Source organism: Kitasatospora sp. NPDC015120 (genome assembly GCF_043080305.1).
GTDB lineage: Bacteria > Actinomycetota > Actinomycetes > Streptomycetales > Streptomycetaceae > Kitasatospora.
Window position 1 is genome coordinate 227,774 of the sequence record NZ_JBIBVJ010000002.1, and the last position, 14,977, is coordinate 242,750.

At 76.3% G+C, this 14,977-nt stretch carries 16 protein-coding genes; 8 read left to right on the forward strand and 8 right to left on the reverse strand.

What is annotated here, in order from left to right; genetic code table 11:
- Nucleotides 1–52: 52 nt before the first annotated feature.
- The 3 genes from ACF1AK_RS05830 to ACF1AK_RS05840 form a co-directional block, all read right to left on the reverse strand.
- A complete protein-coding gene (locus tag ACF1AK_RS05830; RefSeq protein ID WP_391497519.1) occupies nucleotides 53–1,600 on the reverse strand; it encodes a protein kinase in 1,548 nt (515 codons plus the stop codon).
- A gap of 500 nt (nucleotides 1,601–2,100) precedes the next feature.
- Nucleotides 2,101–3,360, reverse strand: coding sequence for a hypothetical protein (locus ACF1AK_RS05835; RefSeq protein WP_391497520.1), 1,260 nt, complete (start codon nucleotides 3,358–3,360; stop codon nucleotides 2,101–2,103).
- Nucleotides 3,357–4,208, reverse strand: coding sequence for an RNA polymerase sigma factor (locus tag ACF1AK_RS05840; protein WP_391498028.1), 852 nt, complete (start codon nucleotides 4,206–4,208; stop codon nucleotides 3,357–3,359). Before ACF1AK_RS05840 ends, ACF1AK_RS05835 begins: the two co-directional genes overlap by 4 nt.
- A gap of 355 nt (nucleotides 4,209–4,563) precedes the next feature.
- Between ACF1AK_RS05840 and ACF1AK_RS05845 the strand changes: the two genes are divergently transcribed.
- The 6 genes from ACF1AK_RS05845 to ACF1AK_RS05870 all read left to right on the forward strand — a co-directional run bounded on the left by ACF1AK_RS05845 (nucleotide 4,564) and on the right by ACF1AK_RS05870 (nucleotide 9,068).
- Nucleotides 4,564–5,259 carry a hypothetical protein gene (locus ACF1AK_RS05845; RefSeq protein WP_391497521.1) on the forward strand — a complete coding sequence of 232 codons (696 nt, stop codon included), beginning with the start codon at nucleotides 4,564–4,566 and terminating at the stop codon, nucleotides 5,257–5,259.
- Between the two features lie 144 nt (nucleotides 5,260–5,403).
- Nucleotides 5,404–6,105 carry a VC0807 family protein gene (locus ACF1AK_RS05850; protein ID WP_391497522.1) on the forward strand — a complete coding sequence of 234 codons (702 nt, stop codon included), beginning with the start codon at nucleotides 5,404–5,406 and terminating at the stop codon, nucleotides 6,103–6,105.
- Nucleotides 6,106–6,240: 135 nt separating this feature from the next.
- Nucleotides 6,241–6,981: a tyrosine-protein phosphatase gene (locus ACF1AK_RS05855; protein WP_391497523.1), complete on the forward strand. Its 741-nt coding sequence runs from the start codon at nucleotides 6,241–6,243 to the stop codon at nucleotides 6,979–6,981.
- A 67-nt stretch (nucleotides 6,982–7,048) separates the two neighbouring features.
- Nucleotides 7,049–7,498, forward strand: coding sequence for a GNAT family N-acetyltransferase (locus ACF1AK_RS05860; RefSeq protein ID WP_391497524.1), 450 nt, complete (start codon nucleotides 7,049–7,051; stop codon nucleotides 7,496–7,498).
- Between the two features lie 41 nt (nucleotides 7,499–7,539).
- Complete coding sequence (locus ACF1AK_RS05865; protein WP_391497525.1) at nucleotides 7,540–8,244, forward strand: class I SAM-dependent DNA methyltransferase; 705 nt, start codon at nucleotides 7,540–7,542, stop codon at nucleotides 8,242–8,244.
- 68 nt (nucleotides 8,245–8,312) lie between these two features.
- Nucleotides 8,313–9,068 (forward strand): Clp protease N-terminal domain-containing protein, encoded by a 756-nt coding sequence (locus ACF1AK_RS05870; protein ID WP_391497526.1) that lies wholly within the window; start codon nucleotides 8,313–8,315, stop codon nucleotides 9,066–9,068.
- Nucleotides 9,069–9,124: 56 nt separating this feature from the next.
- Here ACF1AK_RS05870 and ACF1AK_RS05875 read toward each other — a convergent pair whose 3' ends face one another.
- Complete coding sequence (locus ACF1AK_RS05875; protein ID WP_391497527.1) at nucleotides 9,125–9,616, reverse strand: NUDIX domain-containing protein; 492 nt, start codon at nucleotides 9,614–9,616, stop codon at nucleotides 9,125–9,127.
- A gap of 118 nt (nucleotides 9,617–9,734) precedes the next feature.
- Complete coding sequence (locus tag ACF1AK_RS05880) at nucleotides 9,735–10,172, reverse strand: SRPBCC domain-containing protein (RefSeq protein WP_391497528.1); 438 nt, start codon at nucleotides 10,170–10,172, stop codon at nucleotides 9,735–9,737.
- 160 nt (nucleotides 10,173–10,332) lie between these two features.
- On the opposite strand from ACF1AK_RS05880, the gene ACF1AK_RS05885 reads away from it, so the two are divergent.
- Complete coding sequence (locus ACF1AK_RS05885; RefSeq protein ID WP_391497529.1) at nucleotides 10,333–10,653, forward strand: STAS domain-containing protein; 321 nt, start codon at nucleotides 10,333–10,335, stop codon at nucleotides 10,651–10,653.
- On the opposite strand, the gene ACF1AK_RS05890 is transcribed toward ACF1AK_RS05885, so the two are convergent.
- The 3 genes from ACF1AK_RS05890 to ACF1AK_RS05900 all read right to left on the reverse strand — a co-directional run bounded on the left by ACF1AK_RS05890 (nucleotide 10,558) and on the right by ACF1AK_RS05900 (nucleotide 12,403).
- Nucleotides 10,558–11,526: a sigma-70 family RNA polymerase sigma factor gene (locus tag ACF1AK_RS05890; protein ID WP_391497530.1), complete on the reverse strand. Its 969-nt coding sequence runs from the start codon at nucleotides 11,524–11,526 to the stop codon at nucleotides 10,558–10,560. The two genes, ACF1AK_RS05885 and ACF1AK_RS05890, sit on opposite strands and share 96 nt — an antisense overlap.
- Nucleotides 11,527–11,727: 201 nt before the next feature.
- Complete coding sequence (locus ACF1AK_RS05895; RefSeq protein ID WP_391497531.1) at nucleotides 11,728–12,003, reverse strand: hypothetical protein; 276 nt, start codon at nucleotides 12,001–12,003, stop codon at nucleotides 11,728–11,730.
- Between the two features lie 133 nt (nucleotides 12,004–12,136).
- Nucleotides 12,137–12,403 (reverse strand): UBP-type zinc finger domain-containing protein, encoded by a 267-nt coding sequence (locus tag ACF1AK_RS05900; RefSeq protein ID WP_391497532.1) that lies wholly within the window; start codon nucleotides 12,401–12,403, stop codon nucleotides 12,137–12,139.
- Between the two features lie 76 nt (nucleotides 12,404–12,479).
- On the opposite strand from ACF1AK_RS05900, the gene ACF1AK_RS05905 reads away from it, so the two are divergent.
- Nucleotides 12,480–14,966, forward strand: coding sequence for a lysylphosphatidylglycerol synthase domain-containing protein (locus ACF1AK_RS05905; RefSeq protein ID WP_391497533.1), 2,487 nt, complete (start codon nucleotides 12,480–12,482; stop codon nucleotides 14,964–14,966).
- Nucleotides 14,967–14,977: the final 11 nt, after the last annotated feature.

The following is a 14,977-nucleotide window of genomic DNA, read 5'->3' on the forward strand; positions in this document are numbered from 1 at the left end:
TCACGCCGTCGGCACGCTCCACGACGGCCCGGCGGTCCGCACCGACGACGGGTCAGTCCTCCTCGTCAGCGACGGCGTTGAGGGAGGTGATGAGGGAGGAGAGCCGGGAGTTCCAGTTCTGGTAGGTCTGGCCGTCGACGGCGTGCTTCCGGGCGAGGTCGCGGACGGTGCGCTGGGCGCTCTTCAGCTTGGCGGCGGCGTCGTCGGGCCGGCCCTCGTTGAGGCGGGCGGTGGCCTCGTCGAGGGTGCGCAGCAGCTCGACCTGGCGGGCGCGCTCCTTCTCGACCTGGGTCTGCGCGATGCTCTGCCGCAGGGCGTTGATCTGCACCAGCGGGGCCAGGTCGTGCGGGGCCGGGGTGGTGGCGGGGGCCGTCGGGACCGGGCGGGCGGACGGGGTGGTGGCGGCCGGGGTCGGGGTCGGGGTCGGAGTGGGGGTAGGGGTGGCCGACGGGGCGGCGGGGGCGGTCGCGGTGGGGCGGGTGGACGGCGCGGCGGCGGGCGTCGACGGGTCGTCGAAGGCGGTGAGCGCGAGCACCGCGGCGCCCGCGACACCGGCCAGGCCGAGGGCGCCGAACACGATCGGCCTGCGGCGGCTCTCCCGCTCGGGCTCCGGCACCGGCAGCGGGGCCACCGGGATCGGCGCCATCACCGAGGTGGGGGCCGGCGGCGCCGGCTGGGGCGGCAGGAGGGTGGTGTGCTGCTGGTCGGGGCCGGGAGCGGTGGGGAAGGCGGGCGGCAGCGGGGCGGCGGCGAGCAGCTCGGTGGTCGGGTCGGCGGGCACCAGCCCCGGCACGCAGGCCAGCAGTTCGGCCCGCGCCGCGGCGGCGTCCGCCGGGCGGCCGGCCGGGTGCTTGGCGAGCAGCCGCAGCACCGCCGCGTCCAGCGCGGGCGGCAGGCCGGGCCGCCGGGCGGAGGGCGGCAGCGGCTGCTCGCCGACGTGCTTGTAGGCGATCGCCACCGGGGTCTCGGCGGCGAACGGCGGCGCCCCGGTGAGCATCTCGGTCAGCACGCAGCCGACCGCGTAGAGGTCGGTGCGGCCGTCCAGCGGGCTCGCGGTGGCCTGCTCGGGCGAGAGGTACGCGGCGGTGCCGAGCACCGAGGCGGTCTGGGTGAGGTTGTGCGAGGAGCCCGCCCGGGCGATGCCGAAGTCGACGACCTTCACCCCGCCGTCGTCGGTGATCATGATGTTGCCGGGCTTGATGTCCCGATGCACCAGGCCCGCCGCGTGCGCGTGGGCCAGCCCCTCGCAGACCGCGGCCGCGATCCCGACCGCCTGCTCGACCGGCAGGCCCGGCCGCTGGGCCAGCAGCGCGGCCAGCGAGCGCCCCTGCACCAGCTCCATCACGATGTACGGCGAGCCCTGGTCGACCCCGGAGTCGAAGACCATGACGATCCTCGGGTGGACCAGCATCGCCGCGTGCTGCGCCTCGCGGCCGAACCGCTCGGCGAACCGCGGGTCGTCGGCGAGGCCCCCGTTGAGGACCTTGACGGCCACCTGGCGGCCCAGGACGTGGTCCACTCCGCGCCAGACCGTGGCCATGCCGCCGACGCCGAGTATCTCGACGAGTTCGTAGCGCCCGTTCAGCGCGCGTCCGATCACCTGGAACCGCTCCCCTCAGAGGCCCCGCCCGGGGTCCCGGACCACCTCGTGCACCTGTGCACGATAGCCCCCGGTGACGACCGGTCCCCCGGCGGCGACCTGACGGGGCGGCGGCCCGCCGGAAGGGGTGGCGGCCGGGGAACCGGGCAGCGGATCCCCGACCGCCGGCTCGTGGGTCGTCCAGGACGACGGGTCACGATCGGTCCGGGTCGGACTGGTCGGGCGGGTACCGGCCCGCCCGGACTGCGGGCGGGCGGGCCGGCGGGTTCCGGTCCGTCCGGACCGGCGGGCGCGTTCCGGGGTGCGCCTGCCGGTCCGGACGGGACCGGCCGGGTGGACGGCCGGCACGGGGGGGGCCGACCGTCCGCCCGGGGTCCTCGGGTGGAACGGGTCCTGCGGCTACTGCGGTGGTGCGGTCACTGCGGTGGTGCGGGGTGGGGCAGTCCGGATGAGCGACGGGCCCGGGGGGATTCGCTCGTCGCCCATCCGGAGATCGTGGGTCACCTCGGGTCTCCCGAGGTGACGCCGGACTGGCCGGTGCGGTCGGTCCCCGGCTGTGCGGGCGTGACCGCCGGGGCCGTCGCGGGCGGTGCGGCGGGGGCCTTCGACGCCCGGCCCGTGCCTCCGCCGCCGCCGTTCTCGCCGGGGCCCTGGCCGTTGGTTGCCTGGCCGATGGTTGCCTGGCCGTTGGTTGCCTGGCTGCCGGTTCCCTGGCCGTTGGCATCCGTGCCGTTGCCGCCGGAGGCCGACGAGCCGCCGGAACCGCCCGGGCCCTGGCCTTCGTCGGCGCCCTTCCCGGTGCCGCCCGAGCCGCTCCCGGACGCGTTCCCGGCGCCGTTCCCGGAGCCCGCGGCGCCGGACTTGGACGGGGCCGGACCGCCCTGGCCGTTGTCGCCCGTGCCGCGGAGCAGCCGGGCGCAGTAGTCCTTCACGCCGTCCGGCCCGCCGGCCGCGGTGACCAGCCCGCCGAACTGGGGATCGGTGATCAGCGTGCGCGGGCGCTCGCCCTTGCCCTCCCGGTCGGAGAACGCCTTGCAGAGCGCCGCATGGGCCACCGGGTTCGACGGACCGCGCCCGTCCGCCGGGGTGGCGGCCGTCGGCTGGGGCTGGGGCGCCGTCGGCGCGAGCGCCGAGGCGGACGGGGCGGGGGCGGCCGGGACGCCCGACGCGCTGTTCGACGGGGTGCCGGACGCTCCACCGGCCGGGCCGGTGGCGGACGGCGCCGCCGGCTCCCCGCCGGCCGGCGAGCCGGAGCGGGTCCCCGTCGTGGCCGACGCGGCGGACGTCGCGGAGGCGGCCGGATGGTGCTCCGGCTCGCCCGAACCGCCGCCCAGCGCGGACAGACCGCCCGTGCCGGCCGCGACCGCGACCCCGCCGAGCGCCGTGGCGCCGAGCACGACGGCGGCGGCCTTCGTGCTGAAGGCCCTCGTCAGCGCGGCGGTTGCCATCGAACGTCTCCGGACGGGTGCGGGTGCGGCGGGTCCTGCGGGAGCTGCTGCGAGACGGGCCTCCCGGAACGCGGCCAGGGCCGCTTCCTCCCCGGCCAGTTCGCCCTGCGTCGCCGGCGCCGCGGCGGCGGCGAGCACCCGGGCGACCCGTCCTTCCGGCCCGGTGCCGGGCGGGAGGGTTCCCGTGTGCCCGGTACTGCCGTCCGGGCCGGTGAGCGAGGCGTCCCGCCCGGCCGACGGGCCGTCCACGGCACCGGCGAGCAGGTGCTCGGCGGTGTCACGGTCGATCCGACGGGGTCGGTTGGTGCTCATCTCATGTCCTTCAGCGTCGCGGCCCGGCGTTCTGTCACACCCTGCGGAGGATTTTTTTTCGCGGCTCGTCCGAGCCCCTTCCGGCCGCCCCCGCCGGCGGTGGCGCCGCCCCGGCCCGTGCGCGCGGCCGGGATCCCCGGGCCGTCGGCGCCGGTCCCCGCGCCCGCGGGGAAGGACTGCTCCAGCAGCTTGGCGAGCCGCTTGAGCCCCCGGTGCGCGGCCATCCGGACGCTGCCCGGGCGCTTGCCGAGCACCTGGGCGGCGCTCTCCGCGTCCAGCTCCATCACCACCCGCAGCAGCACCGCCTCGGCCTGGTCCCGGGGCAGCCGGGAGATCAGCGCCAGCGCGTCCGAGGTGCCGACGGAGGCGAGCGCCGCGCCCGCGGTGTCGTCCCCGCCGGCCAACCCGGCCAACTGCTCGAAGGGCAGGTCGGTGACCGGCCGGCGGCGGCGGGCCCGCAGGTGGTCCAGCGCCCGGTTGCGCGCGACGGTCGCCGCCCAGCCGCGGAAGCCGTCGCCGTCGCCGGTGAAGGAGCCGAGGTCGCGGGCGATCTGCAGCCAGGCCTCGGAGGCGATGTCCTCGGCGTCCTGGGCGTCCTCGGGGCGGCCCCCGACCAGCACCCGCAGGTAGCGGAGCAGGCCCGGCTGGACGCTGCGGAACAGCAGCCGGAAGGCCTCCTCGTCCCCGCCCTGCGCGGCGCGGACGGCCTCGGTCAGATCGGCGGGGCCGGCGGCCTCGCCGCCGGTGGGCGGGCCCGGTGGCGGGCCGGACGTCGGGACCGGTCCGGACCGGCCGACGGGGCTGTCGGTGCCCGCTCCGGGGCGTTCTGCACTCTGCACCCGCCACATCATCCGCCATCCGGGCGAATGCCCCGCCCCCTCGGGCCCGGGCCGTCGCCCCCGGCCGCGTCCGCCGTCCGTCCACCGGCCCTTCGCGCCCCGTCCACGGCCCGTCCGCGGTCCGTCCGCCGTCCGTCCACAGCGCCTCCGCGCCCGGTCCGGCGACGGCCAGGATGCAGCATTCACGCCGATTCGCCTTCAGGTCGAAGGTCCTGAGACCTTCTGGCCTTCGCCTGCGGCATCGAAGCGACCACATCACCTACGTTGTAGGTGAACGATCCATGTCGCCCGCCCCCTTTGCGCCCCCTCCCCCCGCCGTGCGCCGCGGACGCTGCCGACTGCTCCCCCACCCCCCGGGAACACCATGACCTCCGCCGCCCACGAGCTCTTCGAGCGCGGCCTGCGCGACCACCTCGCACCCACCCTCCGCCTCCTGGGCCTCACCGGCTGGCGGCGGACGTTCAGCCTCCCCGACCCGGCCCACTGGGCGCTGCTCGGCCTGGTCGAGCAGCGCACCGACGGCCGGCTGCGCTACACCTTCGACCTGAGCCTGGTCCGCCGCGCCGACTGGACCGCCGCGGGCTTCCCCGGCCCGCGCCCGGACCCGCGCGCCGTCTACGGCATCGAGGCCTGGCGGGCCCGGATCGGCGACCTGATGCCGGTCGGCGAGGACGTCTGGTGGGAGGTGCTGCCCGGCCCGCGCTGGCGGGTCGCCCTGGACGACTCGGCGGCCGCCGTCCGCCACTACGGGCTGTCCGAGCTGCGCCGCCGGGCCGATCGGGAGCGCGGCGCCACCGCGGGCGAGACCTACCTCTCCCCCGCCGGACTGGAACAGGTCAACGCCGCCCTGCTGGCCGTCCCGGTGGCCCGGATCCAGCGCGCCGAGCTGGTCGACGGGGCGCTCGTCCTCACCGGCGCCTGGACGCGCGCGGACGCGGCCGCCCGTACGGTGCTGCGCGGCGTCGCCCTCGGCTTCCTCTCCGCCGAGGACGAGCTCTTCGCCGTCGTGCGCTGCGCGGACACCCTCGGCCGGCCGCTCTGGGACTTCGGCCGCCCCTGACGCCCGCGCGCGCCATGACGGTTGTCATACGGATCCGGCAACGGACGGCACTGCCGGGCGGACGGCCCCGCCCGGAAGGGTGGAGGCACGACGAAGCGGGCAGCGGCCCGCCGACCGAGCAGCCAGTCCGGGGAGGAACCCACCGTGAGCCAGATCACCGCCACCGCGTCCGCCGCCGCACCCGCCACCGCGGCCGCCGGGGCCACCGCCAAGGCCCCGAACTCCCTCGCCAAGGCCCTGCGCCCGCTCGCCGTCGACATCGCCGGCCCGCTCGCCGGCTTCTACCTCCTCCACGCCGGCCTCGGCCTCGGCGAGTTCGCGGCCCTCGCCTGGAGCAGCCTCCTCCCGGTCGCCCGCACCGTACTCGGCCTGGTCGGGGAGCGCACGCTGAACCGCTTCGCCGCCCTGATGGTCGGCGTGAACCTGGCCGGCCTGGCCCTCACCGCCGTCAGCGGCGACGCCCGGCTGATGCTCGCCAAGGACTCCGTGCTCAGCGGCTTCATGGCGCTGGCGATCCTGGGCTCGGCGCTGGGCGCCCGTCCGCTGATGTCCGCCGCGCTGCGCCCCTTCCTCACCAAGGGCGACGCGGCCCGCGAGGCGGCCTGGGACCGGCTCGCGGCGGGCTCGCGCGCCTTCCGCCGCCACGAGCGCCGGTTCTCGGCGATCTGGGGCACCGCGCTGCTCGCCGAGTGCGTCGCCCGGGTCGCCGGGGCCTTCACCCTGCCGGTGGCCACCATGGCGTGGCTGTCCACCGTCCTGCTGGTCGCCGGGATCGTGGCCGGCTCGGTGCTCGGCCAGGCCGCCGCGCAGCCGATGGAGGAGCTGGTCCGCACCGAGGCCGCCTGAGCGGGCCGGTCGTCCGGTCGCCCGGTCGCCCGGTCGTCCGGTCGTCCGGTCGTCGGAGGAACCAACCCGCCTCACCGGGAGTCCAGAAATAACGAGGGGGTAACGGGATCCCCTCGTCGAGGAAACGGGGAACCGATGAGCCGGGCCGACGCGCGAACCACCACCACCGAGGACCGCACCCTCGTCTGGGACGGTTGCCTCAACGTCCGCGACCTGGGCGGTCTGCGCACCACCACCGGCGCCCGCACCACCCGCGGCGCGATCGTCCGCGCCGACAACCTGGACCGCCTCACCGCCGAAGGCTGGGACGCCCTCCTCGACCACGGCGTGCGCACCGTCGTCGACCTGCGCAACAGCGAGGAGTACAAGCCGCTCCTGCCGCTCCCCGAGGACGTCGAGCTGATCCGCGTCCCCCTGGACGAACTCGCCGGCCCCGCCTGGTGGCGGGCCTACGGCCACCTCGACGGCACCCCGCTCGCCCTGCGCCCCTACCTCGACCACTGCCCGCACGCCGCCGCCGCGCTGATCACCACGATCGCCGGCGCCCGCCCCGGCGGCCTGGTCGTCCACTGCGGCGCCGGCCGCGACCGCACCGGCCTGGCCGCCCTCCTGCTGCTCGCCCTCGCCGGCGTCGAACCCGACGAGATCACCGCCGACTACCTCCTGAGCGCCCCCAACGTCCGCCCGCTGTACGGCATGCTCGGCCTCCCCGACCCGTTCCGCCGCATCGACACCGTCCTCGCCGAAGCCGGCACCACCGCCGAGGCCGCCCTCGCCGCCGCCCTCACCGGCTTCACCCCCGCCCCCTACCTCCTCACCGCCGGCGTCACCCCCACCGCCCTCGAAGCCGTCCGCGCCCGTCTGCTCCCCGCCTGACCGCGGTTCCCCGGGCACGGGGAACCGGCCCCGCCGGCCCCGCGCGCCGCTCTGGCAGACTCCGGGCGTGATCCTTCGCACCGCCACCCGCCAGGACCTGCCCGCCGTCGTCGCCCTGCTCACCGACGAGGACGGGGTGGGCGACCCCGCCTCGGTCGAGGTGGGCGAGGCGTACGAGCGGGCGTTCGCCGACATCGACGCCGATCCGCGCAACGAGATGCTGGTGCTCGACGAAGGGGACGGGACGGTGGCCGGGTACCTCCAGGTGACGTACATCCCGGGGCTGGGGCGGGGCGGGGCGGAGCGGGCGCTGATCGAAGGGGTGCGGGTGCGGGCCGACCGGCGCGGGGCGGGGCTGGGGCGGGCGTTGATGGTCCGGGCGATCGAGCGGGCCCGGGCGCGGGGGTGCATGCTCGTCCAGCTGACCAGCCACAAGCGGCGCACGGAGGCGCACCGGTTCTACGACGCGCTCGGCTTCGACCGCAGCCATGACGGGTTCAAGCTGGCGCTCCGATAATCGTTCGCGGCCGGCCAGCTCGCCGCTCGATACTGCCGGGCATGGTGGACTTCTCCGACTTCGACACCCGCAACTACCCCACCGTGGACGTCCGGACCGGCTACGCCGGCTGGGTCGACACCTATGAGCAGACCGTCGAGGACGCGATGGACCTCGCCGTCCTCGACCGGCTGGACACACCGCGCTGGGCGGAGGTCCGCCGGGCCGCCGACCTCGGGTGCGGGACCGGCCGGACGGGCGCCTGGCTGCGCGGCAGGGCCGCCGGCGGCCTCGTACTGGACGGGGTGGACCTCACGCCCGAGATGCTGGCGCGCGCCCGGGAACGGGGCGCCCACGACAGCCTGACGGAGGCCGACGTCGCCGGCACCGGGCTCGCGACGGGCGCGTACGACCTGGTGGTCTCCTCCCTGATCGACGAGCACCTGGCCGACCTCGGCCCGTACTACCGCGAGGCCTTCCGGCTGGCCCGCCCCGGTGGGCGCTGCGTCCTGGTCGGGCTGCACCCGTCCTTCATCATGGCCGCCGGCATGCCGACCCACTTCACCGGCGCGGACGGCGCCGACGTCGCCATCACCACCCACGTCCACCTGGTCTCCGACCACCTCGCGGCCGGCCTGGCGGCGGGCTGGACGCTGGCCGAGATGCGGGAGGCGGTGGTGGACGACGGGTGGATCGCGCTCAAGCCGAAGTGGGAGAAGTACCGCAGCCACCCGGTCTCGGCGGCGTACGTGTGGGAGAAGCGGTAGTCCGGCAACTCGCCCTAGCGTCAACCGATGGTTGACGACCCTGGGGTCGACAACCTACGGTTGACGCTATGGAGAATCCGATCGTTCCCAAGACCACTCCGCTGCGCCTCGACGATCTGATCGACGCGATCAAGAAGATCCACACCGACGCCCTCGACCAGCTCTCCGACGCCGTCATCGCGGCCGACCACCTCGGGGAGCTCGCCGACCACCTCATCGGCCACTTCGTCGACCAGGCCCGCCGCTCCGGCGCCTCCTGGACCGACATCGGCCGCAGCATGGGCGTCAGCAAGCAGGCCGCCCAGAAGCGCTTCGTCCCCAAGGACCCGGCCACCCCCAACGACCTCGACCCGAGCCAGGGCTTCGGCCGGTTCACCGACCGGGCCCGGCACGTGGTGATGGCCTCGCAGGAGGAGGCCCGCCAGGCCGGCAACGCCGAGATCGGTGCCGAGCACCTGCTGCTCGGCCTGCTCGCCGAGCCGGACGGCCTCGCCGTGCGGGCGCTCGCCGCCCAGGGCGTCACCCCGGAGGCGCTCCGCACGGCCGCCGTCGCCGCCCTGCCCGCCCCCGGCGCCGAGGTTCCGGCGCTGATCCCCTACGACGCCCGGGGGAAGAAGGCGCTGGAGCTGACCTTCCGGGAGGCGCTGAAGCTCGGTCACAACTACGTCGGCACCGAGCACATCCTGCTCGCCCTGCTGGAGCTGGAGAACGGCGCCGGGGTGCTCGACGACCTCGGCGTGGAGAAGGCCGAGACCGAGCGGTTCGTCAGCGAGCTGCTCGCCGCGTTCGTCGCGTCGAGCGGCGGCGACCGGCAGCAGGACTGAAGGACCCGTTCCGGGGCCGTGCGGGACGGGCCCGGCCCCGGAACGTCACCCGCCGCTCAGAAGCCCGACACGTGCGTGGTGATGATCCGCGTCCGCCCGTCGGCCTTCGCCTCCAGGGCCGCGGCCAGCCGCAACGACCGCGCCGGGCCGAGGAGTCGCAGCGCCTCGTCGTCGCCGACCCAGCGGTGGTCGTCCAGTTCGCCGGCCGGGACGGTCACGGGGGTGCCGTCCGGGACGGTGCCGGCGTCGAAGAGGAAGTGCACGGCCGGGTGGTCGAGTTCGCCCGACGGGTGGGTCCAGGAGATCGCCAGCAGGTCACCGGCCTCGCGCACGATGCCGGTCTCCTCCAGCAGTTCCCGGGCGGCGCACTCGGCGGGCCCCTCCCCCAGGTCGATCGTGCCGCCGGGGAACTGCCAGTGCTCCCGGTACCCGGCCTTGACCAGCAGGATCCGCCCGGAAGCGTCCCGCAGGACGCACCCCGCCGCCGCGTAGCTCCGCGGCAGCGAGGCCAACCACTCTTCACGGGACTTCAACGGCTCGACCGGCACGGCGGGGCCTCCTGGGGCGCGGGAACGGGCGTGCGCCCCCACTCTGCCAGGCCCCGCTCCGCAGGCCCGCGCGGCAGCCGGCCGGCCCGCGCAACGGTCAGGCCGGCCCGCGCGACGGTCAGGCCCGGGCGGCCAGGTGCTCGACCAGGCGGTCGAAGCTGGAGTTGTGGCCGGCCTCGGCCTCCGGGCCCAGGTACATCGCCGGCACGTTCTCCTGCTCCATGAGCACCCGGGTGCGGCCGTCGCCGAGGTCGCTGAGGGTGATCCGGCCGGTGAGGCCGACGCCCTCCTCGAAGAACTCCAGCAGCTCGCCCTCGCGGACCGCGGTGAAGTGGCCGCGCAGCGGGTAGCGGTCGCCGGTCTCGTCGATCACCATCGTGCTGTCGAAGCGCCCGCCGACCACCGGCTCGATGGTGACGGTGTCCAGCGGCACCCGGGTGCCGACCGGGCCCCAGAAGCGGACGAACTGCTCGGGCTCGACGTACGCCCGGAAGACCTCGGCCGGGGTGGCCGACAGCTCGCGGACGATGGACAGGGTGCCGAGGTTCTCGGTCATGGTGGTGGTTCCCTCTGTTCGCCGGACGCGCCGCTCGGTGCCGCGCTTTCACAGGGGTAGACCGGAGGCTCATCGGAAACTCATCGCTCCCCGGAGAAGTTTTTCCGGAAATCTTTCCGGCGGGCCGATGAGGCCCGCCGATCGCGCCGGTCTGATCTCCGTGAAGACCGAACCGCAAGCATCCGCCGACCGTCCGCTGAGCTGTGACCTGGGCGCCCTGACCGCCCCCGACCTGGCCGTCGTCGACGCCCTGGCCCGGCTGCGGCTCGCCGCCGCCCGGCACGGGGTGCGCCTCGTGCTGCGCAACGCCGCCGGCCCGCTGCGCGACCTGCTCGCGTTCAGCGGGCTGGGCGCCGTCCTCCCCGTCGAGGAGGACGGCGCGGGGCTACTCCCCGGCCGCCAGCCGTGGCGGCAGGCCGAAGAGCGGGAACAGCACGTCCGTGTCGAGGAAGTTGGTGAGCCCGGTGATCCGGCCCGCTGACACCTCCAGCACGATCAGCGCCCACGGCTCGTGCCCGCCGTCCGGGGCCGGCCGGTACTGGCCGAACGCCGGGCTGCCGTTGGCCCGCGCCGGCACCAGCCGCGATCCCCGGCAGCCGTGGCCGGGCCCGAGCATCCACTCCCGAAGGTCCGCGTGCCCGGTCAGCCAGAGCGCGAACGGCGGCATGTTGAGCGTGACGTCCTCGTGCAGCAGCGCCGCCAGGCCGTCCATGTCGTACGCCTCGAAGGCGGCGACGTACCGGGCCAGCAGCGCCCGGTGGTCCTCGTCCAGCACCGGGGCCGGCCGGGAGGCGGCCGGGTCGGCGGCCAGCGCGGCCCGGGCCCGCTGGAGCGCGCTGTTCACCGAGGCGACGGTGACCCCGAGCAGTTCGGCGACCTCGTTGGCCCGCCAGCCGAGCACCTCGCGCAGGATCAGCACCGCCCGTTGCCGGGGCGCCAGCCGCTGGAGCGCGGCGACGAAGGCCAGCCGCACCGACTCGCGCTGGGCGGCCACCTCCGCCGGATCACCGGTCTCGGGCAGCACCCGGCCGTCCGGCGCCGGGCCGATCCAGGTGACCTCGGGCAGCTGGGCGTCACTGGCGGTGGCCACCGTGGAGGGGCCGGCCAGGTCCATCGGCCGGGCCCGGGCGTTGCGGCCGTTCAGCGCGTCCAGGCAGACGTTGGTGGCGATCCGGTAGAGCCAGGAGCGCAGCGCCGCGCGGCCCTCGAACCCCCGGTACCCGCGCCAGGCCCGGACCATGGTGTCCTGCACCGCGTCCTCGGCCTCGAAGACCGAGCCGAGCATGCGGTAGCAGTACCCGGTCAGCTCCGTCCGGTACCGCTCCAGCTGGAGTTCGACCGGTTCCTCCGTCATCAGCTCGGCCATCGCCCGCGCCCCCGCTCACCTGCTGCCGTCGATCACCGGGAAAGGTACCGCAGCCCACCGACAACGCCACCGCACGCCCCCGGCAGCCGCCCTGAACGGACATCAGGACGGCGGCCGGGGGCGGGGGGCGGGGGCGCCCGGTGCGTCCGGTGCGCCCGGTGCTCAGTGCACGCCGTGCGCTCGGTGTGCTCAGTGCGCGCTGTGCCGCTCGGCACCGCGGTGCCGGTGCCCCTTGAGCTCGGCGTGCTGCGCGGGCGCGGCGTGCGGGACGGCGGTCGCGCCGTCCCGGCCGCCGTGCCGGAAGGAGGCGGCGGCCGCCGTCCCGGCACCGGAGGCGGACCACCCGGCGCCGGTGCGCAGCCGGGGCGGGAGCGTGTCCGGCGTCGTCGCCATGCCCCGGCGTTCCAGCAGCTCCTGGGCACCGCGGCGGAGCCTGGGGGAGCTTCCCGCTGTTCGGTTGGTCATCGTCGGCCTCCCTTCGGTGGCCGCCGGCCGGACGGAAGCCGACCGGGGGCCGCACGGGCGTTATGTCCCGATTGATCGGGTATTACACCTCAACCCATGGCCGCCGGAACGTCAACCCCTCGCCCGGACCCGGTCACCCCATGAGCTCGTGGACGAAGCACCACCGCCAGTCCTCCCCCGGCTCGTAGGACCTGATCACGGGGTGGGAGCTGTCGTGGAAGTGCGCGGTGGCGTGCCGCTGCGGCGAGAAGTCGCAGCAACCGATGTGGCCGCAGTCCAGGCAGAGCCGCAGGTGCACCCAGTCCCGGCGTCCCTGGGCCAGGCAGTCGGCGCAGCCGTCCACGGGCGGCAGGGGCGCGACGTCCCGGGGTGCGGCGGCGAGGTCTTCGCAGGCGCTCATGGAACGCACAGTAGTGACGTCGGGCCCGCCGCGCTCCCCGGGACGCGCGCCCGGAGGCCCGTGGGAGCATGCCCCTGTGGCGGATGTGACGGGGAGCGCGGCAGTCAGCACGACCGGCGACACGGGAGACCTCCCGCCTCCGGGCATATCCGGCACCGGCCGGATCCGGCAGCCCGCGGCACTGATCCGGCTGCTCGCCGGCCTCATGGTGACCGCCCTGGCCCTGCTCTTCGCCGACTACGCCCGCGCCACCACCAACGGCCTCGCCGAGGACGTCGCCGACGCCGCCGCGCTGGTGCCGCACCCGCTGGGCGCCGTCGCCACCGGCCTCACCACCGCCGCGCTGCTGCTCCTGCCGGCCCTCTCGGCCGCCCGCCGCCTGCTGCGCACCACCGCCGACCGGCGGCACGTCCTCCAGCAGCTCTCCGACGGCCTGCTGGCCGCCGTGCTGGCCTACGGCGCCTCGCTCGCCGTCGACCTGTGGATCGACGGGCCCGCCCCGTTCTCGCTGGTGTCCGCGCTCACCCAGCCGCTGCCCGGCGACCCGATCGCCCGCACCGAGCCGGTGTACGGCTACCTCGCCCCCGTCCTCGCCTTCCTCACCGCCTCCGCGGCCCGCGAACGACGGGTGCCCCGCTCCGTCCTCGCCCTCTCCGCGCTGGCCGGCCTCGCCACCGGGGCCGCCACCCCGACCGCCCTGCTGCTCGGGGTGCTGATCGGCTGGACGGCCGCCCACGGCACCCGCTGGGCCGTCGGCACCCCGGACCCGCGGCCCCGGCCCGCCCAGCTCCTGCACAGCCTGCGCGAGGCCGGTCTGCGCCCGGTCGCCGCCACCCCGGCCGGGCCGGACCGCTACCTGGTCCGCCAGCAGGACGGCCGCCCCGAGCTGGACGTCCAGCTGCTCGACCGGCAGGCGGTCACCGCCGCCCTGGTGCAGCGGGCCTGGCGGCGGCTGCGGCTGCGCACCGCCCCGCACCCGCGCGCCCTGCGCTCGCTGCGCACCGGGCTGGAGCACGAGGCCCTGGTCTCCTACGCGGCGGTCGCCGCCGGGGTCCGCACCCGCCGGATCGCCGCCACCGCCGAACTCGGCCGGGACACCGCGCTGGTCGCCTACGAGCGGCTGCCCGGCCGCACCCTGGACGACCTGGACGACGAGGAGCTCACCGACGCGCTGCTCGCCGACGCCTGGGGCCAGCTGGCCCTGCTCCAGCGGCGGGCGATCGCGCACCGCGCACTGGCACCCTCCGCCCTGCTGGTCGACGCGGCGGGGGCGGTGCACCTGGTCGGCCTCGCGGACGGCGACATCGCGGCCGGCGAGCTGGTGCTGCGATGCGACGTCGCCCAGCTGCTCACCACGCTCGCGCTGCGCACCGGGGCGGAGCGGTCGGTGCGCAGCGCGGTGGCGGTGCTCGGGCCGGACGCGGTCGCCGCCGCCCTGCCGCTGCTCCAGCCGATCGCGCTGGCCCGCGGCACCCGGCTCGCCCTCAAGCGGGCCGGACGGGCCGCGCCGACGGCGCCGGCCGCCCCCGGCGGGCCGCCCGCACCGCCCGCGCCCGACCTGCTGGAGCAGATCCGCACCGAGATCCTCCACAGCCGCCCGCAGGCCCCGGTCCGGCCGGTCCGGCTGGAGCGGCTGCGCCCGCGCACCATGGCCGCCGTGGGCGGCGGCGTGGTGGCCGGCTGGCTGCTGATCCCGCAGTTCTTCGCCGCCGAGCGCAACCCGCTCGCCGCCGTCGCCGACGCCGACCCGTTCTGGCTCGTCCTCGCCCTGCTCGCCGCGGTCACCAGTCACGTCATGGCGGCGATGGGCTTCATCGGCTTCGTCCCCGAGCGGCTGGACTTCCGCAACGCCGTCCTGGCGCAGGTCGCCGGCTCCTTCGTGAAGCTGGCCTCCCCCGGCGGGGTCGGCGGCGTCGCCCTGAACACCCGCTTCCTCCAGCGGGCCGGCATCCCGACCGCGCAGGCCCTGTCCAGCGTCGGCGTCGGACAACTGCTCGGACTGGTGCTGCACCTGCTGCAGATCGGTGCCTTCGTCTACCTGACCGGCCTGGAGGCCGGCGGCTCCGAACTGGACATCCTGCCGTTGGTGGTCGGCGGCATCGCGGTGGCGGGCGCCCTGCTGGCCGCGGTGTCGGCCGTGCCGCCGGCCCGGCGCTGGCTGGCCGCCCGGCTGCACCCGCTGACCGCCGAGGTGCTGCCCCGGCTGGTGGAGCTGCTGCGCAACCCCGGGCGGCTGGCGGTCGGCTTCGCCGGGCAGCTGCTGGTGTCGATCACGCTGATCACCTGCCTGTACTGCTGCGCCCGGGCGGTCGGGTCCCAGCCGGGCTACGCCGCGGTCGGCGTGGTGTTCCTGGTCGGCAACGCGGCGGGCAACGCCGCGCCGGCCCCGGGCGGGGTCGGCGCGGTGGACAGCGCGCTGGCGGCCGGTCTGAAGGCGGCCACCTCGATGGGTGCCGGCGAGATCCTGGCGACCGTCACCCTCTTCCGGCTGCTCACCCTCCTGCTGCCGGTGCTCCCGGGCTGGGCGGCATTCAGCTGGCTCCAGCGCCGCGGGGCGCTCTGACCGCGGGCGGC

Coding starts and splice junctions, on each gene's coding strand:
- ACF1AK_RS05835 (WP_391497520.1), bottom strand. CDS start 3,360: ATGAGCACCAACCGACCCCGTCGGATCGACCGTGACACCGCCGAGCAC.
- ACF1AK_RS05900 (WP_391497532.1), bottom strand. CDS start 12,403: ATGAGCGCCTGCGAAGACCTCGCCGCCGCACCCCGGGACGTCGCGCCC.
- ACF1AK_RS05855 (WP_391497523.1), top strand. CDS start 6,241: ATGAGCCGGGCCGACGCGCGAACCACCACCACCGAGGACCGCACCCTC.
- ACF1AK_RS05890 (WP_391497530.1), bottom strand. CDS start 11,526: ATGACGGAGGAACCGGTCGAACTCCAGCTGGAGCGGTACCGGACGGAG.
- ACF1AK_RS05870 (WP_391497526.1), top strand. CDS start 8,313: ATGGAGAATCCGATCGTTCCCAAGACCACTCCGCTGCGCCTCGACGAT.
- ACF1AK_RS05880 (WP_391497528.1), bottom strand. CDS start 10,172: ATGACCGAGAACCTCGGCACCCTGTCCATCGTCCGCGAGCTGTCGGCC.
- ACF1AK_RS05895 (WP_391497531.1), bottom strand. CDS start 12,003: ATGACCAACCGAACAGCGGGAAGCTCCCCCAGGCTCCGCCGCGGTGCC.
- ACF1AK_RS05845 (WP_391497521.1), top strand. CDS start 4,564: ATGACCTCCGCCGCCCACGAGCTCTTCGAGCGCGGCCTGCGCGACCAC.
- ACF1AK_RS05840 (WP_391498028.1), bottom strand. CDS start 4,208: ATGTGGCGGGTGCAGAGTGCAGAACGCCCCGGAGCGGGCACCGACAGC.
- ACF1AK_RS05865 (WP_391497525.1), top strand. CDS start 7,540: ATGGTGGACTTCTCCGACTTCGACACCCGCAACTACCCCACCGTGGAC.